Origin of the sequence: Streptomyces sp. NPDC001137, assembly GCF_040298885.1 — a bacterium.
GTDB lineage: Bacteria > Actinomycetota > Actinomycetes > Streptomycetales > Streptomycetaceae > Streptomyces.
In genome coordinates, this window is the sequence record NZ_JBEPBA010000001.1 from 624,107 (window position 1) to 646,830 (window position 22,724).

21 protein-coding genes and 1 rRNA gene are annotated in these 22,724 nt (G+C 70.0%); 5 read left to right on the forward strand and 17 right to left on the reverse strand.

Annotated elements, in window-relative coordinates:
* Window positions 1-139 precede the first annotated feature (139 nt).
* Window positions 140-499 (reverse strand): DUF805 domain-containing protein, encoded by a 360-nt coding sequence (locus ABT254_RS02945; RefSeq protein WP_351462779.1) that lies wholly within the window; start codon window positions 497-499, stop codon window positions 140-142.
* 300 nt (window positions 500-799) lie between these two features.
* On the reverse strand, window positions 800-1,792 hold the full coding sequence (gene hemB, locus ABT254_RS02950) for a porphobilinogen synthase (protein WP_030945597.1): 993 nt from the start codon (window positions 1,790-1,792) through the stop codon (window positions 800-802).
* Window positions 1,793-1,979: 187 nt separating this feature from the next.
* On the opposite strand from hemB, the gene ABT254_RS02955 reads away from it, so the two are divergent.
* Window positions 1,980-3,383, forward strand: coding sequence for an FAD-binding oxidoreductase (locus ABT254_RS02955; protein ID WP_351462781.1), 1,404 nt, complete (start codon window positions 1,980-1,982; stop codon window positions 3,381-3,383).
* A gap of 153 nt (window positions 3,384-3,536) precedes the next feature.
* On the opposite strand, the gene ABT254_RS02960 is transcribed toward ABT254_RS02955, so the two are convergent.
* The 5 genes from ABT254_RS02960 to ABT254_RS02980 form a co-directional block, all read right to left on the reverse strand.
* The gene (locus ABT254_RS02960) at window positions 3,537-5,240 is read right to left on the reverse strand and encodes a bifunctional uroporphyrinogen-III C-methyltransferase/uroporphyrinogen-III synthase (RefSeq protein WP_351462783.1); all 1,704 of its coding nucleotides are present in this window, start codon (window positions 5,238-5,240) and stop codon (window positions 3,537-3,539) included.
* Complete coding sequence (gene hemC, locus ABT254_RS02965; RefSeq protein WP_351462785.1) at window positions 5,237-6,196, reverse strand: hydroxymethylbilane synthase; 960 nt, start codon at window positions 6,194-6,196, stop codon at window positions 5,237-5,239. The genes ABT254_RS02960 and hemC overlap by 4 nt, the downstream gene beginning before the upstream one ends.
* The gene (locus tag ABT254_RS02970; RefSeq protein ID WP_351462787.1) at window positions 6,193-7,992 is read right to left on the reverse strand and encodes a glutamyl-tRNA reductase; all 1,800 of its coding nucleotides are present in this window, start codon (window positions 7,990-7,992) and stop codon (window positions 6,193-6,195) included. The genes hemC and ABT254_RS02970 overlap by 4 nt, the downstream gene beginning before the upstream one ends.
* Window positions 7,989-8,759 carry a redox-sensing transcriptional repressor Rex gene (locus ABT254_RS02975; RefSeq protein ID WP_351462789.1) on the reverse strand — a complete coding sequence of 257 codons (771 nt, stop codon included), beginning with the start codon at window positions 8,757-8,759 and terminating at the stop codon, window positions 7,989-7,991. The genes ABT254_RS02970 and ABT254_RS02975 overlap by 4 nt, the downstream gene beginning before the upstream one ends.
* A 281-nt stretch (window positions 8,760-9,040) precedes the next feature.
* Complete coding sequence (locus ABT254_RS02980; protein ID WP_351462791.1) at window positions 9,041-9,316, reverse strand: glutaredoxin family protein; 276 nt, start codon at window positions 9,314-9,316, stop codon at window positions 9,041-9,043.
* Between the two features lie 161 nt (window positions 9,317-9,477).
* Between ABT254_RS02980 and ABT254_RS02985 the strand changes: the two genes are divergently transcribed.
* The 3 genes from ABT254_RS02985 (at window position 9,478) to ABT254_RS02995 (ending at window position 14,122) form a co-directional block, all read left to right on the forward strand.
* The gene (locus tag ABT254_RS02985) at window positions 9,478-10,389 is read left to right on the forward strand and encodes an HAD family hydrolase (RefSeq protein WP_099934325.1); all 912 of its coding nucleotides are present in this window, start codon (window positions 9,478-9,480) and stop codon (window positions 10,387-10,389) included.
* A gap of 1,440 nt (window positions 10,390-11,829) precedes the next feature.
* On the forward strand, window positions 11,830-12,606 hold the full coding sequence (locus ABT254_RS02990) for an ECF subfamily RNA polymerase sigma factor, BldN family (RefSeq protein WP_351462793.1): 777 nt from the start codon (window positions 11,830-11,832) through the stop codon (window positions 12,604-12,606).
* Between the two features lie 292 nt (window positions 12,607-12,898).
* Window positions 12,899-14,122, forward strand: coding sequence for a DUF5667 domain-containing protein (locus ABT254_RS02995; protein WP_351462795.1), 1,224 nt, complete (start codon window positions 12,899-12,901; stop codon window positions 14,120-14,122).
* A 61-nt stretch (window positions 14,123-14,183) separates the two neighbouring features.
* On the opposite strand, the gene ABT254_RS03000 is transcribed toward ABT254_RS02995, so the two are convergent.
* From ABT254_RS03000 to ABT254_RS03020, 5 genes are all read right to left on the reverse strand, one after another.
* A complete protein-coding gene (locus tag ABT254_RS03000; RefSeq protein WP_351462797.1) occupies window positions 14,184-15,236 on the reverse strand; it encodes a lysophospholipid acyltransferase family protein in 1,053 nt (350 codons plus the stop codon).
* Window positions 15,237-15,250: 14 nt separating this feature from the next.
* Window positions 15,251-16,312, reverse strand: coding sequence for an NAD-dependent epimerase/dehydratase family protein (locus ABT254_RS03005; RefSeq protein ID WP_344403491.1), 1,062 nt, complete (start codon window positions 16,310-16,312; stop codon window positions 15,251-15,253).
* Between the two features lie 280 nt (window positions 16,313-16,592).
* Window positions 16,593-16,691, reverse strand: a complete 99-nt coding sequence (locus ABT254_RS03010; RefSeq protein WP_003948845.1) for a 30S ribosomal protein bS22 — start codon at window positions 16,689-16,691, stop codon at window positions 16,593-16,595.
* 154 nt (window positions 16,692-16,845) lie between these two features.
* Window positions 16,846-17,055 carry a helix-turn-helix domain-containing protein gene (locus tag ABT254_RS03015; RefSeq protein ID WP_016437488.1) on the reverse strand — a complete coding sequence of 70 codons (210 nt, stop codon included), beginning with the start codon at window positions 17,053-17,055 and terminating at the stop codon, window positions 16,846-16,848.
* 129 nt (window positions 17,056-17,184) lie between these two features.
* On the reverse strand, window positions 17,185-18,000 hold the full coding sequence (locus ABT254_RS03020; protein ID WP_351462870.1) for a phosphatase: 816 nt from the start codon (window positions 17,998-18,000) through the stop codon (window positions 17,185-17,187).
* 203 nt (window positions 18,001-18,203) lie between these two features.
* On the opposite strand from ABT254_RS03020, the gene ABT254_RS03025 reads away from it, so the two are divergent.
* The gene (locus ABT254_RS03025; protein WP_351462799.1) at window positions 18,204-18,647 is read left to right on the forward strand and encodes a hypothetical protein; all 444 of its coding nucleotides are present in this window, start codon (window positions 18,204-18,206) and stop codon (window positions 18,645-18,647) included.
* A gap of 35 nt (window positions 18,648-18,682) precedes the next feature.
* Here ABT254_RS03025 and ABT254_RS03030 read toward each other — a convergent pair whose 3' ends face one another.
* From ABT254_RS03030 to rrf, 5 genes are all read right to left on the reverse strand, one after another.
* Entirely contained in the window at window positions 18,683-19,855 is a 1,173-nt protein-coding gene (locus ABT254_RS03030) for an acetoin utilization protein AcuC (protein ID WP_351462801.1), read from the reverse strand.
* Entirely contained in the window at window positions 19,806-21,029 is a 1,224-nt protein-coding gene (locus tag ABT254_RS03035; RefSeq protein WP_351462803.1) for an MFS transporter, read from the reverse strand. Before ABT254_RS03035 ends, ABT254_RS03030 begins: the two co-directional genes overlap by 50 nt.
* 78 nt (window positions 21,030-21,107) lie before the next feature.
* The gene (locus ABT254_RS03040) at window positions 21,108-21,842 is read right to left on the reverse strand and encodes a VC0807 family protein (protein WP_351462805.1); all 735 of its coding nucleotides are present in this window, start codon (window positions 21,840-21,842) and stop codon (window positions 21,108-21,110) included.
* Between the two features lie 69 nt (window positions 21,843-21,911).
* Window positions 21,912-22,556, reverse strand: coding sequence for an HAD family hydrolase (locus ABT254_RS03045; protein WP_351462807.1), 645 nt, complete (start codon window positions 22,554-22,556; stop codon window positions 21,912-21,914).
* A gap of 73 nt (window positions 22,557-22,629) precedes the next feature.
* Window positions 22,630-22,724, reverse strand: a 5S ribosomal RNA gene (gene rrf / locus ABT254_RS03050); the annotation flags it as partial.

A 22,724-nucleotide genomic window follows, 5' to 3' on the forward strand; every position in this document is an offset into this window, starting at 1 on the left:
TTCGCGCTGGCGGGGTGCAGGGACGGGAAGGGGCTCAAGGACGAGGGCCCGGCAACGACCCACTCCCTGCACGCTCCCGCCGTACTGCATGCGAAAAGGCCGCCCGGTCATGGACCGGACGGCCTCGACGCTCACAGGATCAGGCGTGGGCCAGAGCCGCTTCCTTCGGGTTCGGGCCGTACTTGTTCTCGCCCGGCTGACTGTCGGAGCACTGGAAGACCAGCAGCGTGATACCGCCGACGAGCGGGACGAGCCCGAAGAGGATCCACCAGCCGGAGCGGCCGGTGTCGTGCAGACGGCGAACGTGGACGGCCAGGCTGGGCAGCAGGATCGCGACGTAGAAGACGATCGCGATGTACGGCGCCTTGATCGCGAAGCCGACGCCGGCCAGCACGGCGTAGATGATCACGGTGAACAGCACGAACATCCAGAACTCCTTGCGGCGCGCGCGCCCGCTGAACACCGCGTACTTCTTCAGCGCCTCGATGAACCAGCTCATGTGTGTCCCCCAGGGATCGACGTTCGGACCATCCGGAACGGATCAGGCCAGGCGAGAAGGTAAGGACACTGACGAGAACTCGTCAATTCGGTGTGTACGACGCAAGGGTTGATCTCTTTTCGGACAGATCTACCGCGAATCGGCCCCGGACCCGCCGCTGATCGCCCAGAACGGCGGGCAACCGCGGGGCAGAAGGCCTCAGTTCACGGATCCGAGTTGCTTCCGTTGCCGAACCGAGTGCATTCCGATGCAGGCCGGTGGCCGATTCGAGGCCTGACCTATCCCCATCCGTAGCGCAAATCAGCGCAACTTTTCCGCCACTTCGGTCGCCCAGTACGTGAGGATGTTCTGCGCGCCCGCCCGCTTGATGCCGGTCAGCGTCTCCAGGATGGCCCGGTCGCGGTCGATCCAGCCCTTCTCGGCGGCGGCCTCGATCATCGAGTACTCGCCGGAGATCTGGTAGGCGGCGACCGGTACGTCCACCGCGTCGGCGACCCGCGCGAGGATGTCGAGGAACGGTCCGGCCGGCTTCACCATCACCATGTCGGCGCCCTCTTCGAGGTCGAGCGCCAACTCCCGCAGCGACTCACGCACATTGGCGGGATCCTGCTGATAGGTCTTCCGGTCCCCCTTCAGGGAGGAGCCGACGGCCTCCCGGAACGGCCCGTAGAACGCGGAGGCGTACTTCACCGTGTAGGCGAGGATCGCGACGTCCTCCCGGCCGATCTGGTCGAGCGCGTCACGGATGACACCGATCTGGCCGTCCATCATCCCGCTGGGCCCCACCACATGGGCGCCCGCGTCGGCCTGGACCTGCGCCATCTCGGCGTACCGCTCGAGCGTGGCGTCGTTGTCGACGCGCCCCTCCGCGTCGAGCACACCGCAGTGCCCGTGATCGGTCGTCTCGTCGAGACACAGATCGGACATGACGAGGAGGTCGTCCCCGACCTCGGCCCGCACATCACGGATCGCGACCTGCAGAATCCCGTCCGGGTCGGTGCCCGGCGTCCCGAGGGCGTCCTTCTTCTCCTCCTCCGGCACGCCGAACAGCATGATCCCGGAGACTCCGGCGGCCACCGCCTCGGCGGCGGCCTTCTTCAGGCTGTCGCGCGTGTGCTGGACGACGCCTGGCATGGCGGAGATCGGCACGGGCTCGGAGACGCCCTCGCGCACGAAGGCGGGGAGGATGAAGTCCGCCGGGTGCAGCCGGGTCTCGGCGACCATGCGCCGCATGACGGGGGTGGTCCGCAGCCGCCGCGGCCGCGTGCCGGGGAAGGATCCGTACTTCGTCATGCACCTACGCTACGCCCGGCCCACCGGCACCTTTGCCGACGGTATGTCGGGCCCGCGCGGCCGCTCGGCCCCCGCGATGCGGCCCGCATCCCACGGGTCCATCCTGAAAAAACAGCAAGGAGCAAGGACCGGGCCCCCGTCCCCTCGCCGCGCACGGCTGCCCGCCTGCGCGAAGGAGGAGGACGAGATGACCGCCACCCACCACACCCCGCACCAGGCCCCGGACCTGTTCGCCCTGTCCGAGATCCACGGGCCCGTCCTGCGGCCCGGTGACGACGCCTATGTGGCCGAGGTCACCGGCTTCAATCTGTCGGCCTTCCACCACCCGGACATCGTGATCGGAGCGTCAGGCGTCGACGACATCGTGACGGCGATGCGCTGGGCCGCGGCCACCGGGACGCCGGTGGCGGTCCAGGCCACCGGCCACGGCGCGAACTTCCCGATCGACGGCGGCCTGCTCATCAGCACCACCCGCATGACCGACGTGACGATCGACCCGGCCGAACGCACCGCGACGGTCGCCGCCGGTGCGAGGTGGCGCGACGTCCTGGAGGCGGCCGCCCCTCACGGCCTCGCCCCGCTGAACGGGTCGTCCTCGGACGCGGGTGTCGTCGGCTACACCCTGGGCGGCGGTCTGCCCATCCTCGGCCGGGCCTACGGCTACGCGGCCGACCGGGTCCGCTCCGTCCAGGTCGTCACGCCGGACGCGACCCTGCGCACGGTGACCGCCGACACCGAACCGGACCTCTTCTGGGCCCTGCGCGGCGGCAAGGGCAACGTGGGCGTGGTCACCGAGCTGACCTTCGAACTGCTCCCGCTGGCCACGGTCCTCGGCGGTGGCATCTACTTCCCCGGCGAACACGCGAAGACGGTCCTGCGCACCTGGGCCGACTGGACGGCCGACCTGCCCAACGAGATGTGCAGCGCGTACACGCTCCTGCGCCTGCCGCCGATCCCGCAGATCCCCGAGCCCCTGCGCGGTGGCTTCTGGGCCCGCGTCGCCCTGGCCTGGACCGGCGACACGAGGGAGGGCGAGAGCCTGCTGGCCCCCATCCGCGCGGCCGCTCCCGTCGCCATCGACACCGTGGAGGACATGCCGTACGCCGCCATGGACCGCATCTACGAGGACCCGCACGACCCGCTCCCCGCCCGCGAGGCCTGCACCCTGCTCAGGGCGCTGCCCCCGGACGCCCGGGCCGCGTTCCTGGACCGGGCGGGCCCGGCCGTCCCGGACCTCCCGCTCCTGCTGATCGAACTCCGTCACATGGGCGGCGAACTCTCCCGCCCGGCCCCCGTCGAGGACGCCATCTGCGCCCGCGACGCCGCCTACCTCCTGGAAACGGTCGGCGTCCTGCCCGACCCGGACACGGCAGCGGCGGTGGAATCAGCCACCACGGCCCTCCACCGGACCATGTCGCCATGGAGCACCGGCCACACGATGGTCAACCTCCACGGCAGGCCGGGCGACGAGAAGGACCGGGCCCGCGCCTGGACGGACGAGGTCTACACCCGCCTGACCAGGACGAAGTCCCACTACGACCCGGACAACTTGCTGCGCTTCGGCCACACGGTATGCACCACTTCCGCTTAGCCTGCGGTCAGTCGTGCCGCCCTAGCCTGCGTGCCTTCGCACCGCCCTAGCCTGCGGGCAGTGGTGCCGCCTGGGGCGGCACGGGTGGGCGCAGGCGGCACCCCGCAAGCGCGGGCCGGCGAACCCACCCCACCCCAGCCTCCGGTCACGCAGCTACGTCGTCCGCCTCCGCCGAGCCCCCGGCCGCCGCTCACTCGGCCGAGTAACCGCATCCCCGGCCTCCAGCGCGGCAGCGCGCCGCCGCAGCCCGAAATCGGCAAGCGCCTCAGCCAACTTGTGCACGGACGGCTCCGGAGCCATCACATCCACCCGCAGCCCATGCTCCTCAGCGGTCTTGGCGGTGGCCGGCCCAATACACGCGATCACGGTCACGTTGTGCGGCTTCCCGGCAATACCCACCAGGTTCCGCACGGTGGACGACGAAGTGAACAGCACCGCATCGAACCCACCCCCCTTGATCGCCTCCCGCGTCTCGGCCGGCGGCGGCGACGCCCGCACGGTCCGATACGCCGTGACGTCGTCGACCTCCCACCCGAGCTCGATCAGCCCGGCGACAAGCGTCTCCGTCGCGATGTCGGCCCGCGGCAGGAACACCCGGTCGATCGGATCGAAAACAGGGTCGTACGGCGGCCAGTCCTCAAGGAGCCCCGCAGCCGACTGCTCCCCACTGGGCACCAGATCCGGCTTCACACCGAAGGCGACGAGCGCCTTCGCGGTCTGCTCCCCCACCGCGGCGACCTTGATCCCCGCGAACGCCCGGGCGTCGAGCCCGTACTCCTCGAACTTCTCCCGGACCGCCTTCACGGCGTTGACCGAGGTGAACGCGATCCACTCGTAGCGCCCGGTGACGAGCCCCTTCACGGCCCGCTCCATCTGCTGGGGCGTGCGCGGCGGCTCGACGGCGATGGTCGGCACCTCGTGCGGTACGGCCCCGTAGGACCGCAGTTGGTCGGAGAGCGAAGCCGCCTGCTCCTTCGTACGCGGCACGAGGACCTTCCAGCCGAACAGCGGCTTGGACTCGAACCACGACAACCGGTCACGCTGGGCGGCGGCGGAACGCTCACCGACCACGGCTATCACCGGCCGCCCGCCCTCGGGCGAGGGCAGCACCTTGGCCTGCTTCAGCGTCTGGGCGATGGTCCCCAGCGTCGCGGTCCAGGTCCGCTGCCGGGTCGTCGTACCGGCCACCGTCACGGTGATCGGCGTGTCCGGCTTACGGCCGGCCGACACCAGCTCGCCCGCGGCCGCACCCACGGAGTCGAGGGTCGTCGACACGACCACCGTCCCGTCGGAGACACCCACCTCCGTCCAGCAGCGGTCCGAGGCGGTACGGGCGTCCACGAACCGAACGTCCGCGCCCTGGGCGTCGCGCAGCGGAACACCGGCGTACGCGGGCACGCCGACGGCCGCGGCGACGCCGGGCACGACCTCGAAGGGCACGCCCGCGGCGGCGCAGGCGAGCATCTCCTCGGCGGCGTACGCGTCGAGTCCGGGGTCACCGGACACCGCACGGACGACCCGCCTGCCGCCCCGCGTGGCCTCCATGACAAGATGTGCGGCATCCCGTACCGCGGGGACCCCAGCGGTTGTTGACGAGCTGTCAACAACCGCGAGCTGAGGTGTGCCCGTGCCCGGAAGCGGGTCCGAGGAAGGACCCCCGTCCGTGTGCACCTCGGCGACGCCCTGTCTGGCGTGCTGACGCACCACGTCGAGCACGTCGTGCTCGGCGACGAGGACGTCCGCGTTCGCCAGCGCCTCCACGGCGCGCAGAGTCAGCAGTCCCGGATCCCCGGGTCCGGCACCGAGGAAGGTGACGTGCCCGTGTTCAAGGCCGGCGGGAAGGGTGGTGGGGCTCAATGTGCTCGCTCCCCCATCAGACCGGCCGCGCCCTGGGCAAGCATCTCGGCAGCGAGTTCACGGCCGAGCGCCATTGCTTGGTCGTACGTCTCGGGCACGGGACCGGTGGTGGACAGCTGCACCGTGCGGGAACCGTCGGTGGTACCGACGACGCCCCGCAGGCGCATTTCCTTGACAATCTGCCCGTCGGCCAGCAGGTCGGCCAGCGCGCCCACAGGGGCGCTGCAGCCGGCCTCCAGGGCGGCGAGCAGTGACCGCTCGGCGGTCACGGCGACCCGGGTGAAGGGGTCGTCGAGCTCTCCGAGCGCGGCGATCAGTTCCGCGTTGTCCGCGGCACACTCGATCGCCAGTGCCCCCTGGCCGGGGGCGGGCAGAACCGTGTCGACCGACAGGAAGTCGGTCACTTCATCGCTACGGCCTATCCGGTTGAGGCCGGCGGCGGCGAGGACGACGGCGTCCAGCTCACCGTCCCGCACGTATCCGATCCGGGTATCCACGTTCCCCCGTATCGGGACCGTTTCGATGTCCAGCGCGTGGCTGCGCGCGTACGCGTTCAGCTGCGCCGTGCGACGCGGCGAACCCGTACCGATGCGCGCCCCGCGCGGCAGGTCGGTGAACTTCAGCGCGTCCCGGGCGACGATCACGTCACGCGGGTCCTCGCGCCGCGGGACGGCGGCGAGCGCCAGCTCCTCGGGCTGCGCGGTGGGCAGGTCCTTGAGCGAATGAACCGCGAAGTCGACCTCCCCCCGCACCAGCGCGTCGCGCAGCGCCGTGACGAACACACCCGTGCCGCCGATCTGCGCGAGGTGCTCGCGAGAGGTGTCGCCATAGGTGGTGATCTCGACGAGCTCGACGGGCCGTCCGGTCACCTGGCTCACGGCGTCCGCCACCTGCCCGGACTGGGCCATGGCGAGTCTGCTTCGCCTCGTCCCCAGTCTCAATGCCTTGCTACTCATGCCGGCCCTCGGTTCTTGCTGTTCTCAGATTCCTCGTCGGCGCCCTCGGCCCGGGAGACGGCGGCCACCGCTTCCTGGTCGAGGTCGAACAGGGTCCTCAGGGCATCCGCGTACCCTGCTCCGCCCGGTTCGGCCGCGAGCTGTTTGACTCGTACGGTCGGCGCGTGCAGCAGCTTGTCGACGACGCGCTTGACGGTCTGGGTGATCTCGCTGCGGTGCTTGTCGTCGAGCCCGGGCAGCCGCCCCTCGAGCCGCGCGATCTCACTGGCGACGACATCGGCGGCCATGGTGCGCAGGGCCACCACGGTGGGTGTGATGTGCGCGGCCCTGAGCGCCGCCCCGAAGGCCGCGACCTCGTCCGCGACGATACGGCGTACCTGGTCGACGTCGGCCGCCATCGGAGCGTCCGCGGAGGCCTCGGCGAGCGACTCGATGTCGACGAGCCGCACCCCGGCCAGCCGGTGCACGGCCGCGTCGATGTCCCGGGGCATCGCGAGGTCGAGAAGGAACAGCACGGGCGCGGGCCGCGGCGTCTCGACGACCGGCTCGGCCTTACGGCGCTCCGGAATCCGCCCCACGGTGGCCACGGTGGCGGCCAGCGCGGTGATCAGCTCGGCATCGGCCTCGGGCCCCCGCCGCCCGGCCTCACGCCGATCGACGGTCCCGTTGTCCACCCAGGCGGCATGCTGCTCCAGGGTCGCCGCATCCATCCCGGCAACGGCAGCTTCCCCCATGACGGAGAACCCCTGCTGCACAGCGGGCAGGTCAAGCGGACAGTTCTCTTCATCAACGGAGCCCGCGGAGCCTGCGGGCAGTCGTGCCCCCTCGCCCGCGGAGCCTGCGGGCAGTCGTGCCGCTAGGGCGGCTCCCGACCCAAAGACAGGCGGCACCTCGCCAGCGCCGGGTTGCGCGACCGCCCCCCGGCCAGCACCAGCATCCGGCACCTGGTCAACCACCCGGCCCTGCACCGCCGTAGCAACCGCCCCGGCAGACAGCACCAGCCCAGTGGCCCCGGTACAAGACACCACGACATCAGCACGTGTCAGCTCACCCGACACCGCACCCATCGGCACCGCACGAGCCAGCACGCCCTGCTGGGCGCCCTCGTTCAAGATCTCGGCGAGCCGCTCGGCCCGCTCCCCCGTCCGGTTGGCGATCACGATCTCCGCGACCCCGGCCCGCGCAAGCGTCGCCGCAGCCAGCGAAGACATCGACCCGGCCCCGATGACCAGCGCCTTCTTCCCCCGGGCCCACGCCTGCACATCCGCCCCGGCCGCCAGCTGCTCCAGCCCGAAGGTGACCAGCGACTGCCCGGCCCGGTCGATCCCGGTCTCGGAGTGCGCACGCTTGCCGACCCGCAGCGCCTGCTGGAACAGATCGTTCAGCAGCCGTCCGGCGCTGTGCAGATCCTGCGCCCTGGCCAGCGAGTCCTTGATCTGCCCGAGGATCTGCCCTTCCCCCACGACCATGGAGTCGAGCCCGCACGCCACCGAGAAAAGATGGTGAACGGCCCGGTCCTCGTAGTGGACGTACAGATAGGGCGTGAGCTCGTCCAGTCCGACCCCGCTGTGCTGAGCGAGCAGCGTGGACAGCTCGGCGACACCGGCGTGGAACTTGTCGACGTCGGCGTACAGCTCGATGCGGTTGCAGGTCGCGAGTACCGCGGCCTCGGTGGCGGGCTCCGCGGCGACCGTGTCCTGCACCAGCTTGACCTGGGCGTCCGCGTTCAGCGCGGCCCGCTCCAGGACGCTGACCGGAGCGCTGCGGTGACTCAGCCCGACGACGAGGAGACTCATGCCGGCATCACGGCGGGTACGTCCCCGTCGGGCCCCTGCTCGGCGGACTCCTGGCGGGCCGCGGCCACGGGCCCCGAGCCGTCGGTACCCGCGGCCTCGGCCTCCTCGCCGGCCTTGCGCTGCTCGTGGAAGGCGAGGATCTGCAGCTCGATCGAGAGATCCACCTTGCGTACGTCGACGCCGTCCGGGACGGACAGCACGGTCGGCGCGAAGTTCAGAATGGAGGTGACCCCGGCGGCCACGAGCCGGTCGCAGACCTGCTGGGCGGCGCCCGCGGGAGTGGCGATGACGCCGATGGACACCCCGTTGTCCTCGATGATCTTTTCCAGGTCATCGGTGTGCTGCACGGGGATCCCCGCGACAGGCTTGCCCGCCATGGCCGGATCGGCGTCTATGAGGGCCGCGACCCGGAAGCCACGGGAGGCGAACCCGCCGTAATTGGCGAGAGCCGCGCCGAGGTTGCCGATACCGACGATCACAACCGGCCAGTCCTGGGTGAGCCCCAGCTCACGCGAGATCTGGTAGACGAGATACTCGACGTCGTAGCCGACACCGCGCGTTCCGTACGAGCCCAGGTAGGAGAAGTCCTTGCGCAGCTTGGCGGAGTTGACCCCCGCCGCGGCCGCGAGCTCCTCGGAGGAGACCGTGGGTACCGAGCGCTCCGACAGTGCGGTCAGGGCGCGGAGGTACAGCGGAAGCCTGGCGACGGTGGCCTCGGGAATCCCTCGGCTACGGGTCGCCGGTCGGTGAGTTCGGCCAGTTGCCACGGTGCTCCTGCGGGTAGAGCGGGGCTGCAGGCGGTCACACGTACCCGGACCGCCCCGTCGACAGCAGGCTATGTCTTTGTGAACGCGTGCACAAAGATGGTGTCCGATTTGCCCGGCCAACGTGACCGGGGTCACGCGCCCCCGGCACACGGGTGCGGAACCGGCGCACAAGCACCACCGCTTCTCATCTCGTGGGGGCAAAACCGCACACTCTCCTCTTACGATCCCCGCCCCCGAGACCAGTCGCCGTCGATCCTAAGCGAGGTTCCGGACGACTTGGACTACTCAGTCAGTGCCTTGCGCAACCGCTGCTCGTCCACGCGCCAGAAGGTGTGCTGCCGGCCGTCGACGAGAACCACGGGAATCTGCTCCCAATACTGGTCGTGGAGCTGCTGATCCAGGGAGATGTCCTTCGCCTCCCACTCCACCCCCACCTCCGCGCACACCTTCTCCACCACAAGCTGTGCGTCATCACACAGATGACACCCGGGCTTGCGGATGAGAGTGACGTTCCGGCTCCGGAGGTCCTGGGCCTTACGACGGAAGAGGGGACTCATGTCAGCCATTCTCGCGCGAGCGCACGGCGGCGGCACACCCGCGAAAACGCCAAGGAACGGGCGGATCGGATCAGTTCTTTAACGACGCGGTCGCGGAGAGTTCACAACCTCCAAACCTGTCGCGTCCGGAGGCACCGAACAAACTGGCTATGCTCACGGGCATGGCCGCTCTCGGATGGCTCACTCCCCGTAGGCGCTCCGCCACGGCGCGGAGCGTGTTGGCAGGCGAGGCCTCGGCAGAGGCTGCGCGCAAGTCCTCGCAGGACGTCCCCCCGGAGGAACCGGAGTTCCCGGTGCTCGGCGACGACAAGGCCGCAGCCTTCTTCGACCTCGACAACACCGTGATGCAGGGTGCCGCCCTCTTCCACTTCGGGCGGGGCCTCTACAAGCGCAAGTTCTTCGAGACCCGCGACCTCGCCAAGTTCGCCTGGCAGCAGGCGTGGTTCCGGCTGGCCGGCGTCGAGGACCCGGAGCACATGCAGGAGGCCCGCGACTCGGCCCTGTCCATCGTGAAGGGCCACCGCGTCGCGGAACTCCAGTCCATCGGCGAGGAGATCTACGACGAGTACATGGCCGAGCGCATCTGGCCGGGTACGCGCGCACTCGCCCAGGCGCACCTGGACGCGGGCCAGAAGGTGTGGCTCGTCACCGCGGCCCCGGTCGAGATCGCCACGGTGATCGCCCGCCGCCTCGGCCTCACCGGCGCCCTGGGCACGGTGGCCGAGTCCGTCGACGGCGTCTACACGGGCAAACTGGTCGGCGAACCCCTCCACGGCCCCGCGAAGGCGGAAGCCGTCCGCGCCCTCGCCGCCGCCGAAGGCCTCGACCTCTCCCGCTGCGCCGCGTACAGCGACTCCCACAACGACATCCCCATGCTCTCCCTCGTGGGCCACCCGTACGCGATCAACCCCGACACCAAGCTCCGCAAGCACGCCCGCAAACTCGACTGGCGCCTGCGCGACTACCGCACCGGCCGCAAGGCGGCCAAGGTCGGCATCCCCGCAGCGGCAGGCGTAGGAGCAGTGGCAGGCGGCACAGCAGCAGCGATCGCCCTCCACAAACGCCGCCGCTGACCCACCCGCCCGGGCAACCCACCGCAGACCGCCCCATCACCGCACAGCAAGCCGACCCGAGATCGGCCCACCGGCGACCACCCGATGCAGGACTGACCCCCGCACATCGCGAGCGCCCACCCGACACAAACACCTTGCCCCGCAAGCCAGTTACCCCCCTCCACCCCGACACCCAAGCCACCACAGCCGGTCTCAGCCGACCCGGCGACCGAGGACGAGGCCTTCAGGCCGCAGCGGACCTCGGGGGGTGCAGGGCGGAGCCCCGCGAGGGGCGCAGGGGACGTAGCCCCCGCCGGGGTTCGGGGACGGAGCCCCGCTAGGGGTGCAGGGGGGAGCCCCGCCGGGGTGCAAGCGGAGCCCCCGCCGGAGTTCAGGGGCGGAGCCCCGCGAGGGGCGCAGGGGACGCAGTCCCCGCCGGGGTTCGGGGACGGAGGATCACGAGGGGTGCAGGGGCGGAGCCCCACGAGAGGTACAGGGGACGCAGCCCCCGCCGGGGGTTCGGGGACGGAGCCCCGCGAGGGGCGCAGGCGGAGCCCCCGCCGGGGTGCAGGGGCGGAGCCCGCGCTGCGGCGCAAGGGACGCAATCCCCGCCGGAGTGCAAGGGACGTAATCCCTGCCGGAGTGCAAGGGACGTAATCCCTGCCGGGGTACAGGGGACGCAGTCCCCGCCGGGATGCAGGGGCGGAGCCCCACGAAGGGCGCAGGGGACGCAGTCCCCGCCGGGGTTCGGGGACGGAGCATCGCGAAGGGCGCAGGGGCGGAGCCGCACGAGGGGTACAGGGGACGCAGTCCCCGCCGGAGTTCAGGGGCGGAGCCCCACAAGGGGCACAGGGGACGCAGCCCCCGCCGGAGTTCAGGGGCGGAGCCCCACAAGGGGCACAGGGGACGCAGCCCCCGCCGGGGTGCAGGAGCGGAGCCCCCGCTGCGGTGCAAGGGACGCAATCCCTGCCGGGGTCCGGGGGCTGAGCCCCGGTGGAGTGCAGGGGCGGAGCCCCGAAACGGGGTTCAGGGGCGGAGCCCCGCCGGGGTCGAAGGGGCGGAGCCCCTGGGGATGGGACGGGTAGGGGCGGCGGGGGCGAGAAAAACATCAACACCCGCACCACTCCTGATCACACCGCAACCAGCCCCGCCCCGAACACGCCAATCCCCCCTGTCTACCCCCACACCCCCTGTCCAGTCCCATTGGCTGCACACGGCCACAACACGCCCCGTTCCCACTCGAAACAAGACCCATACCGATCAACAATCAGTCACGCTACGGCACTTGATGCGCCGCCAATCGGTTACAGAAGCGACGTAATCGATGATTTGAGCAACTGGGTGTAGCAGCGCCTGTACGAAGCGTTATTCTCCTCAGACGCAAACCGGTACCCCTCCGTCGCTACGACGGGTGAAAGGTCCCGCACTGCACGTGATGGAAGCTCTGCCTCTGGGAGTCCCGTGTACCCACACGTCGGGGTTGACGCCTCGGGCCTGGCTACGCTGCGCGCAACGGTCCACAACCTGTTGCGCGGCTTCGTCCCCACCGCGTACGCCGTCCCCGCCCTAGCCGTAGCCAGTACCCCCGTCGGCCCGTGCTACGCCCTCGCCGACGGCAGCACCGCCGCCGTCGGCAGACGCAGCCGCGCCGCCGGCGCCACCACCACCCGCCGCCCGGCCGCGGACAGCGACAGCGCCCGGATGATGGACCTCGTCGAACGCGCCCAGGCCGGCGAGGCCGACGCCTTCGGCCGCCTCTACGACCAGTACAGCGACACCGTGTACCGGTACATCTACTACCGCGTCGGCGGCAAAGCCACCGCCGAGGACCTCACCAGCGAGACGTTCCTGCGCGCCCTGCGCCGCATCGGCACCTTCACCTGGCAGGGCCGCGACTTCGGCGCCTGGCTGGTCACCATCGCCCGCAACCTCGTCGCCGACCACTTCAAGTCGAGCCGCTTCCGCCTCGAGGTGACCACCGGCGAGATGCTCGACGCCAACGAGGTCGAGCGCTCCCCCGAGGACTCCGTCCTGGAGTCCCTCTCCAACGCCGCCCTGCTCGAGGCCGTACGACGCCTCAACCCCCAGCAGCAGGAGTGCGTGACGCTCCGCTTCCTCCAGGGCCTCTCCGTCGCCGAGACCGCCCGCGTGATGGGCAAGAACGAGGGCGCCATCAAGACCCTCCAGTACCGAGCCGTACGCACCCTGGCCCGCCTCCTCCCGGACGACGCCCGCTGACGGAACGCGCGGAACACGGAAACGCACCCGGCCCCCACACCGGTCCTGACAGAACGCACCGGTACACGCTCAGTGATGTCCAACTAGCTGTCAGTGAAAGTCCGTTGACTTCCCGATCCGATCATCCGTCGTCCGTAACCCAAGTGCCGAGACACTCGTTGTGCGGGATGCAGGCTCCCTGTGGTCACTCCCTGGCCGTCTCCGATCACCCGATCGTGTGGATGTGGTCAGAGCGTGCAACCCTCAGGACCCCCTGGGGAGTCGACCGTCATCACGAGAGGAGGTGCCGCCAGTGATCGCGAACGTATCGGCACACCGGCGGGCGAACGCCTTCGCCCAGGCCCTGGAGGAGCAGCCGGACCAGGGCACGGCGGCCGAGCAGTCCGAAGGACCGGCCCCGGCCCCGGCTGCTGCGGAACAGACCGAGCAGGGCCGTCTGTTGGCCCTCGCGGAGTGTCTCGGCGAGGTGCCAAGACCGGCGCTCGACCCCGAGGTCAAGGTCGTCCAACGAGCACAACTGGTGGCCGCGTTCGAGGCCATGGTGCAGGAGGGCGCCGGCGGCGAGGCGGCGGACACGGCGGTACCCGAGCAGCGCTCCCGCGGCGCACACCGGGCAAGTCCACTGGGCAAGCTGCGACCCCGGTCGCGGCTGACCAAGGGCCTGGCCGCGGGCGGGCTCAGCGTCGGCGTCGCGGCGGGCGCCTTCGGCGGAGTCGCCGCCGCGAGCTCGGACGCGCTGCCAGGCGACTCGCTCTACGGACTCAAACGCGGCATCGAGGACTTCAAGCTCAACTACCTCTCCCAAGGGGACGACGAGCGCGGAGTGGCCTACCTCGATCAGGCCTCCACCCGGCTGGCCGAGGCCCGCCGCCTGATGGAGCGCGGCCGCGGCGGCGGCCACCTCGATCACGAGTCCGTCGGCGAGATCCGCCGCACGTTGTCGGGCATGACGCGCGACGCGTCCGAGGGCCACCGGCTGCTGCACGAGGCGTATGAGCGGGACCCCGGGTCCCTCGGCCCCATCCAGGCCCTGTCGGCCTTCTCGCGCTCGCACCGCGAGGTCTGGGGCGCCCTGCGCCAGAAGCTCCCGGTCCAGCTCGGGGACGTCAGCAACCAGGTGTCGTCGGTGTTCGCCGCCATAGACGAAGAGGTCGCCCCGCTGCAGTCCCTGCTGCCCCCGTCCTCGGCCCACGGCGGCGGCCACGGCAAGCATCACGGCTCGGGTGCGGCGCCCAAGGGGACACCCGGCTCCAGCCGGGGATCGACAGCATCCAGCAGCGGTGGCGGCACCTCCAAGCACGGCCACTCGAGCAGCCCCAGCCAGTCGGCCGGCTCCACCGGCGAGGGCCTGCTCGGAGGCAGCACCGGCGGCCTGCTCGAGCCGCCCAAGGACAGCGGCAGCGCTTCCCCGTCGTCCACCAAGTCGCCGTCCACCGAACCGGACGTGACGATCCCGCCCCTGCTCCCGGGCCTGCTCCCCGGACTGGGCATCGAAAGCGGCGAAACAAACCAGTAGCCCGTACGGCAGCGGGGGCGCCCTTCTGGAGAGGGCGCCCCCGCTGCCGTACGAAAAACCCTCAGAAGAACACAGACCGCCGCTGCACCAGCAACTTGTACAGCGTGTGCTGGATCTGCTCCCTCACCTGGTCCGTCAGGTTGAACATCAGCATCGGGTCCTCCGCCGCCTCCGGCGGGTAGCCGTCCGTCGGGATCGGCTCGCCGAACTGGATCGTCCACTTCGTCGGCAACGGCACCGCACCCAGCGGACCCAGCCACGGAAACGTCGGCGTCAGCGGGAAGTACGGGAAACCCAGCAGACGCGCCAAAGTCTTCGCGTTGCCGATCATCGGGTAGATCTCCTCCGCCCCGACGATCGAGCACGGGATGATCGGCGTGCCGTGCCGCAGGGCGGTGGAGACGAAGCCGCCGCGGCCGAAGCGCTGGAGCTTGTAGCGCTCGCTGAAGGGCTTGCCGATGCCCTTGAAGCCCTCCGGCATGACCCCGACCAGCTCGCCCTGGCCCAGCAGCCGCTCGGCGTCCTCCGCGCAGGCCAGGGTGTGACCCAGCTTGCGGGCCAGTTCGTTGACCACCGGCAGCATGAAGACGAGGTCCGCCGCGAGCAGGCGCAGATGGCGGCCCGCGGGATGGTTGTCGTGGACGGCGACCTGCATCATCAGGCCGTCCAGCGGGAGCGTCCCCGAGTGGTTGGCGACGATCAGCGCCCCGCCCTCCGAGGGGATGTTCTCGATGCCCTTCACCTCGACCCGGAAGTACTTCTCGTACACCGGCCGCAGCAGGGACATCAGGACCTGGTCGGTCAACTCCTCGTCATAGCCGAAGTCGTCGACCTCGTAGTCGCCGGTGAGGCGGCGGCGCAGAAAGCTCAGGCCGCTCGCGACGCGCCGCTCCAGGCCCCCGTCGCTCTGCGGCCGCTGGGGCGGCTGTTCCTCATGCGTCACAGGAACATCATCCTGCGTGCGTGCCCTGCTGGGCAGGGGCTGGACGTCCCCGACCAGCGCGGGTTCCGTGGCCTTGCGTCGGCTCCCCGCGCCCCGGCGGCGCGGCGGGCGCTGTACGGCACTCCCACGGGACCGGTCGTCGTCGAACGGAATGACCTTGGCATCCGCCATCGTTGATGCGCTCCTCAGTTGGCGCTCTGCGTCGGGGGGTGGCCGCTGCCCGGCAGGGACAGCGCGGCGATCCGGTCGACGGCCCCCGCAAGGGCCTCCGGCGGCAGGAGCCCGGGTCCGTGACTGCGCGCGAAGTCCGCGAACGTCTCCGCGGTCGTGTACTTCGGCTTGAATCCGAGCGTCTCACGCATCTGGTCCGTCGCCACGACCCGGCCGTGCGTCAGCAGCCGGATCTGTTCGGGCGAGAAGTCCGTCATGCCCAGCGTACGCACCAGGGAGCCCGCCCAGGTGACCGCGGGCAGCAGCAGCGGCACCGTGGGCCGGCCGAGCCGCCTGGAGCACTGGGAGAGCAGCAGGACGCCGTCGCCGGCGATGTTGAAGGTGCCGCTGTTCAGGGTGCCCCGCTCCGGCTCGTGCGAGGCGATCCGCAGCACCTCGATCACGTCGTCCTCGTGCACGAACTGCAGCCGCGGGTCGTAGCCGAAGACGGTCGGCAGGACCGGCAGCGCGAAGTAGGACGCGAGCGGCGTGTCGGCGGTGGGCCCCAGGATGTTCGCGAACCGCAGCACACACACGGCCACATCCGGCCGCCGCCGCGCGAAGCCCCGTACATACCCCTCGACCTCGACGGTGTCCTTGGCGAAGCCGCCGCTCGGCAGGGACTTGGGCGGGGTCGTCTCGGTGAACACCGCGGGGTCACGGGGCGCGGACCCGTACACGTTCGTACTGGACTTCACGACGAGCCGCTTCACGGTCGGCGACTTCTGGCAGGCGCCGAGCAGCTGCATCGTGCCGATGACGTTGGTTTCCTTGATCGCCGTCCGGCTGCCGCTGCCGAGCCCGGTCGCGCTCACATCCATGTGGACGACCGTGTCGGCGCCCGTCTCAGCGAGCACGCGCGCGATGGTGGGCTGCCGGATGTCGGCCTGGATGAAATCGGCACCGCCCAGGTGGTGCTCGGGGGGGACCGCGTCCACGGCGACGACCCGGTCCACCTGCGGGTCACGCTGGATCCGTCGTACGAACCGGCCCCCAAGCCTGCGGGCCACTCCGGTCACGAGCACGACCTTGCCCAAGATCTGCGCCTTCCTTCCAGCCCATCCGGTACCCGTAGCCTGCCGTGTTCCCCGTGTGCGGCCAACTTAGCGGGTCGATGTTGCGCTGTGATGACCACCCAATGCACGAAGTGACGACATCCACAGACGTACGAACAGACCAAGCCATGTGAAACACGTGCGTACGCACAGGCCTTGTGCGAAGTCCCGTGCGCTTCTGGGAACTCCTGTGAACTCCAAACGCACGTGGCCCCCCACCGGTTGCGGTGGGGGGCCACAGAACACGCTCCTGGAGCGTCGCCTACTTCTTGTTGCGACGCTGAACGCGCGTGCGCTTGAGCAGCTTGCGGTGCTTCTTCTTGGCCATCCGCTTGCGCCGCTTCTTGATAACAGAGCCCACGACTACCCTCGCTCACTTCTCATCACTCGGTGCTGGGCGCCATGGGCCCATACGACCTACGAGGGGTCAGCCTACCCGCCCGAGCGCTGAGGTCGTAATCGAGGGTGCCGGGGGAGATCCAGAAGAGCCCTGAGGATCCCCCCGGGGATCGCCGTCAGGCGGTTTCCACCCCCACGTAGCTCTCGCGGAGGTACTCGTGAACCGCGTTCTCGGGGACGCGGAAGGACCGCCCCACCCTGATCGCGGGCAGATGACCGCTGTGCACCAAGCGGTACACGGTCATCTTCGACACTCGCATCACCGAGGCGACCTCCGCCACGGTAAGGAACTGAACCTCGCTCAGAGGCCTCTGCTCAGCAGCCATGACACACCTGAACCTTCCGCACTCGACGGCCACCGGCTTCCCCTTCCGGTGACTCTTCGTCGCTGCGTGCTCACTCCCCAATGTAGGGGCGGGTGATGCGAGTGGGGAAGAGGTGCACCCATCGGCGGCCTACTGTGACAGACACGCTCGATTGAGTACGTAGCGGGTAAGCGGCCGGTAGTAATCAGACCGCACGGCGTCATCAAGTGGAACGACGACGGACACGGACCCCTCGGCTTCTCCCACGAAGAGCGCGGGGTCGTCCGTATCGGCGAGCCCAATGGCCTCGAACCCCAGCTGACCTGCCCCGCAGACCCAGCCGTGGTCCCCGACCACCAACTCGGGAAGCGGCCCGCCGGCCTCGGCCGCCGCGGCCAGCGCGGTACGAACCGGGAGCGGTGAATGCGTGTGCGCGCCGGTCGCACAACCGGGGCGGGGCGCGCCGGGTTCCCGCACCAGCGCGACACCTTGTACGTAGTCAAGGTTGTACGTGCGTAGGCCGAACCGGGTCGTTATGTCGACACAGTGACCATGCGCCGGTGTGAGGACGGTACATCCCGCCGCCGACAGAGCGTCCGCCAAGGCGGCGTAGAAGCCGAGCAGCCGGTGCGGGTGACCGGTGCCGAGGAGCACAGGGGCGCTGCGCTGGGCGGCTGCGGCCAGACGGTCCGCGAAGGCATCCAGAGCAGTCAGGGTCCGCTCCGGATCGATCACGTCATGGCCTGAGACATGCCGTGGGTCGGCCGAAACCCCGCACTTGTCCGCCATCAGTTCGATCAAATCCCGCTGCGCCCAGGTCCATTCGGGATCGAGCCCGATCATCACGCGGGGGTCGCCGGCGGCGAACAACCGATAGCTGCGCAGGCTCTCCTCCCGGGAGGTGGCCACGGGCCCGGCGAGACGGGCGGCCAGGAGATGGGCCCGCAGGGCTCCGGTGCTCAACACACCTCGATGGTGGCGGACGGTGCCGGGCAGGGGCATGCGAACGCGCAAACACCGCACAGTTGGCGTAACGGCTCCCGTGACACTGGTGACAGGACAGGGACACAACAACCCACAACTGTCCCGGGGCCTCCCGGGTCTCATCATGCGTGGCCGGCAACGACCAGCCGCCACCCACGCACTGATCAGCCAACAGGGGGAACACCATGAAGTCGATCCGTCGCAAGGCAGCCACCGCCGGCGCCCTCGCCGTCCTCGCCCTGGGCGGCACACTCGCCGCGACCACCCCGGCCGCGGCCGCCACACCCACCGCCTACAACGGCGCCTGCGGCAAGGGCTACGACGTCATCCGGGCCACGCCGATCCACTCGACCTCGCAGTCGGCCATCCCGGCCACCACGTTCGTGACCGTCAACAAGGACGCCGGCAAGGTCTGCGCGGTCACCGTCCGCACCACCCCGGGCACCCGCGTCTTCATGGAGGTCACGCTCGACACCTGGCCCTACAGCAGCGGGCAGGCCAAGGACTACGGCTCCTACACCTCGTACGCGGGCCCGGTCTACAAGGACGCCCCCGACGACGGCCAGTGCCTGACCTGGAGCGGCTCGTACGACATCTACTACACCTCGGACAACGGCCTCTGCACCTGAGCCACCGCGGCGCCCTGCCGGCGTGACCGCACGGGCTACGCGAGCAGCCCCCGCAACGGGAAAACGGCCCGCCGCGTAGCCAGCACCGCCTGATCCAACCGGTCCGCAGGGTCGTACCCCGCCTCCCAGGAGGGGTACGACACCGGCCACCGCCCATCAGTCATCCGCGCCGGCGCCAACTGCCGCGTCCGCGCGAACACTTCCTGCCGCCACCCCTCCGGGATCATGGCCTCCGGCGCGATCTCCCGCCCCGCCGCGATCGCCACCAGATGAGTCCACGACCGCGGCACGACCTCGACCACCGCATAACCGCCACCACCCAGCGCGACCCACTTCCCGCCGGCGTACTCGTGCGCAAGCTCATGGCAGGCGACCTGCACGGCCCGCTGCGCGTCCAGCGACACCGCCAGGTGCGCCAGCGGATCCTCGAAGTGCGTGTCCGCCCCGTGCTGCGTCACCAGCACCTGCGGCCGGAAGTCGGCGATCAGCTCCGGTACGACAGCGTGGAAGGCCCGCAGCCACCCGGCATCCCCGGTCCCGGCGGGAAGCGCCAGATTGACGGCAGCCCCCTCCGCGGAGTCCGCCCCCGTCTCCTCCGGCCACCCGGTCTGCGGAAACAACGTACGGGGATGCTCGTGCAGCGAGATCGTCAGCACCCGCGGGTCCTCCCAGAAGGCCGCCTGCACACCGTCCCCGTGATGCACGTCCACATCGATGTACGCGACCCGCTCGGCGCCCAGCTCCAGCAGCCGGGCGATCGCCAGCGCGGCGTCGTTGTAGATGCAGAACCCCGAGGCGGTCCCCGGCATCGCATGATGCAGGCCGCCCGCGAAGTTCACCGCGTGCAGCGCGTCCCCCCGCCACACCGCCTCCGCGGCCCCGACCGACTGCCCGGCGATCAGCGCCGACACCTCGTGCATACCGGCGAAGGCGGGATCGTCCATCGTCCCCAGCCCATACGCCCCGTCCGCCGCCTCCGGATCCACCGAGGCCGCCTTCACCGCGTCGACGTAGTCCTCCCGGTGGACGAGCCGCAAAGTCGACTCCCCGGCCGGCTTCGCCGCCACCACCTCGACCTCCTTGTCGAGCCCGAAGGCATCGACAAGACGCCTGGTCAGGGCGAGCCGGACCGGATCCATCGGATGGTCCGGACCGAAGTCATAGCCCGTTACTGCCTCGTCCCACATCAGCTGTGCGCGGCCACTCATGTCCGCCACCGTATCGGTCCGGTTGAGGGGCGAACGACCTGGCGTAGACCACGGTCACCAGGACCAACACCATCGGGACGGCCATGGCCCCGCGGTAGCTCCACGCATCCCCGAGAGCACCCACCAGCGGCGAGCCGATCAGAAAGCCGACGTAGTTGAACACATTCAGCCGCGCGACGGCCGCATCGGACGCATGCGGGAACAACCGCCCGGCCGCCGCAAAGGTCTGCGGGACCAGCACACACAGTCCCAGCCCCAGCAGCGTGAACCCGAGCATCCCCACCCACGCCCCCGACGCGAGGGCCACCACCGCGAACCCCAGCGCCGCCACCAGCGCCCCCAGCCGCACGACCGCCACCGCCCCGAACCGCCGTACCCCGAGGTCCCCGAGCGACCGCCCCAGCAGTGTGGTCACCATGTAGACGTTGTACGGCACGGTCGACAGCTGCTCCGAGCTCCCGAGCACGTCCTTCAGATACTTGGCGCTCCAGTTGGAGACGGTCGAGTCCCCGATGTACGCGAAGGTCATCACCAGACACAGCGGCAGCAGCAGCTTGAAGACGACGGACTGCCCCTGCGCCCGGCCCTCCCCCTCTTCCGGTACGTCGACGGAGGCACCGGAGTCGACGTACCACCGGCTCCCCACCAGCGTGGCGGGCAACAGCACCGCGACGACCGGCAGATACGACACCCACAGCGCCAGATGCCAGTGCGCCCCCACCCAGGCCAGCGAGGCCCCCACGATCCCGCCCAGGCTGAACGCGGCATGGAAGCTGAGCATGATGCTGCGCCCGTACGCCCGCTGCAGGCTCACCCCGAGCATGTTCATCGAGGCGTCGAGCCCGCCCACCGCCAGCCCGAAGGCCCCCAGCGCGATCCCCAGCTCGGCCAGGTGATCGCCGGATCCGACCCCGAGAAGCGCCAGGAGCACCACGGGCTGCAGCCATCGCAGCAGCAGCCCGGGCCGTATCCGCTTGACCAGCTGCTCGGTCGTCACACTCCCGACACCCGCCAGGATCGGCACGGCGGCCAGGAAGACGGGCAGCAGCGCGTCGGAGACCCCGTACCGGTCCTGAATGGCCGGGATACGGGTCACCAGAAGGGCGAAGGTGGCGCCCTGGGCAAGGAAGCTGAACGCCAAAGAGGCCCTACCGCGCCGCAGCACATCTGTCATGGCGGCGAGCGTAGGGCCCCGGGCTACCTGTGGGTAGATCAAGCCAAAGATGAATTTCCCTCAGCTTTACTTTCTCTGTCAGGCGGCGACGGCGATGGAATCCCGCGCGGCCGCTTCTTCGGCCTCGGCCTCCACCTCTGCGCGGATCATCTCCTCCATGGGTCCGGCGGCCAGCCCACCGCTGACGACGAAGGTCAGCACCATCACACCGGCCATCAGGACGCCACCGAGCCAGACCATGGTGTCCACGGGGACGGTGTACGCCCCCACGACCCGCGCCACGCACTCGGCGAGCAGGGCCACGCCCCAGACCACGGAGAACGTCCGCTCCTTGCGCAGGAAGTCGGCCGAGGCGGTCGCCCGGCCCGAGGCCAGTCGCTGCCACGCGGCCTCCTTCTTGGGGTCACCCTTCACCAGGAAGGGCTTCATCCCCGCGGTCATCATCGGCCGGCCGAGAGCCACCGAGACCAGGATGCCGATACCGACCGTGCTGCTGACCGCGCCGTCCTTGGCGAGCATCAGCCGCGGGTCGCCGGAGACGAAGCTCAGCAGCAGGGAGACGACGTTGACGACGAGGATCAGCCCCGCCAGCCCGTTCGTCCTGCGCTCCTTCACCACGCTCCAGACGGTCCGCACCGCCGGGACGACGCTGCTCCAGGCGAGCGCCGCGAAGGTGCTCATCCCGAAGGCGTCCTTGAACAGGTAGTACGAACCGAGCGGGACCGCCACATCCACGATCAGCGGGCGGAGGTTGTCGAGCGCGCTGGGAGTCTGGTTGCTGCTCTGGCCCTGGGACACCGTGTTCGTCGTCATGCCCTTAGCTTCGCGTCCGGCACCCGGTCGGCAGTAGAAACGATCGTCCGGAGCTCGGCATGACAAATGTCAGTGCAGCAGCCCTGACAACTCCCCCATGGAGCCGAAGAGTCCAGTGGCCCCCACCAGCCGCTCGGCAGGCGTCATGGCCGTGAACCCATAGACGTCCATCCCGGCCGCGACAGCCGCCTGCACGCCCAGCGGCGAGTCCTCGACGACCACACAGCGCTCGGGCGCGACCCCCATCCGCTCGGCCGCGAACAGGAAGAGATCGGGCGCCGGCTTCCCGCGCCCCACATCCTCCGAACTGAAGATGCGCTCCTCCCCGAACCACCGGTCCAGCCCGGTCGTCCGATGCCCCACCCGGATCCGCGCATGACTCCCGGAGGACGCGACACAGTACGCCGCCCCGTCCGCCGCCAGCTTCTCCAGTACGTCCGTGGCCCCGGCGACGGGCTTCAACTCCCGTTCGAAGGCGGCGAAGACCCGCGCATGAAAGACGTCGTCGAAGTCTGCCGGCAACCGCTGCCCGGTCCGCTCCTCCACCAGGTCGTGTACGCGGTGCATGGCGGCGCCCATGTAGTCGCGCAGGGAGTCCTCGTAGGAGGTGGGGTGCCCGAGCTCGGTGAGGTAGTCGGCGAGGAGCCGGTTGGAGATCGGCTCGCTGTCGACGAGGACACCGTCGTTGTCGAAGATCACGAGGTCGTAGCGCATGGCTCCGAGCCTAACTTGAGCCGAAACGCAGAAAACCCCCGCACCGAATGGTGCGGGGGTTTTCTCAAGAATTGTTCGGCGGCGTCCTACTCTCCCACAGGGTCCCCCCTGCAGTACCATCGGCGCTGTAAGGCTTAGCTTCCGGGTTCGGAATGTAACCGGGCGTTT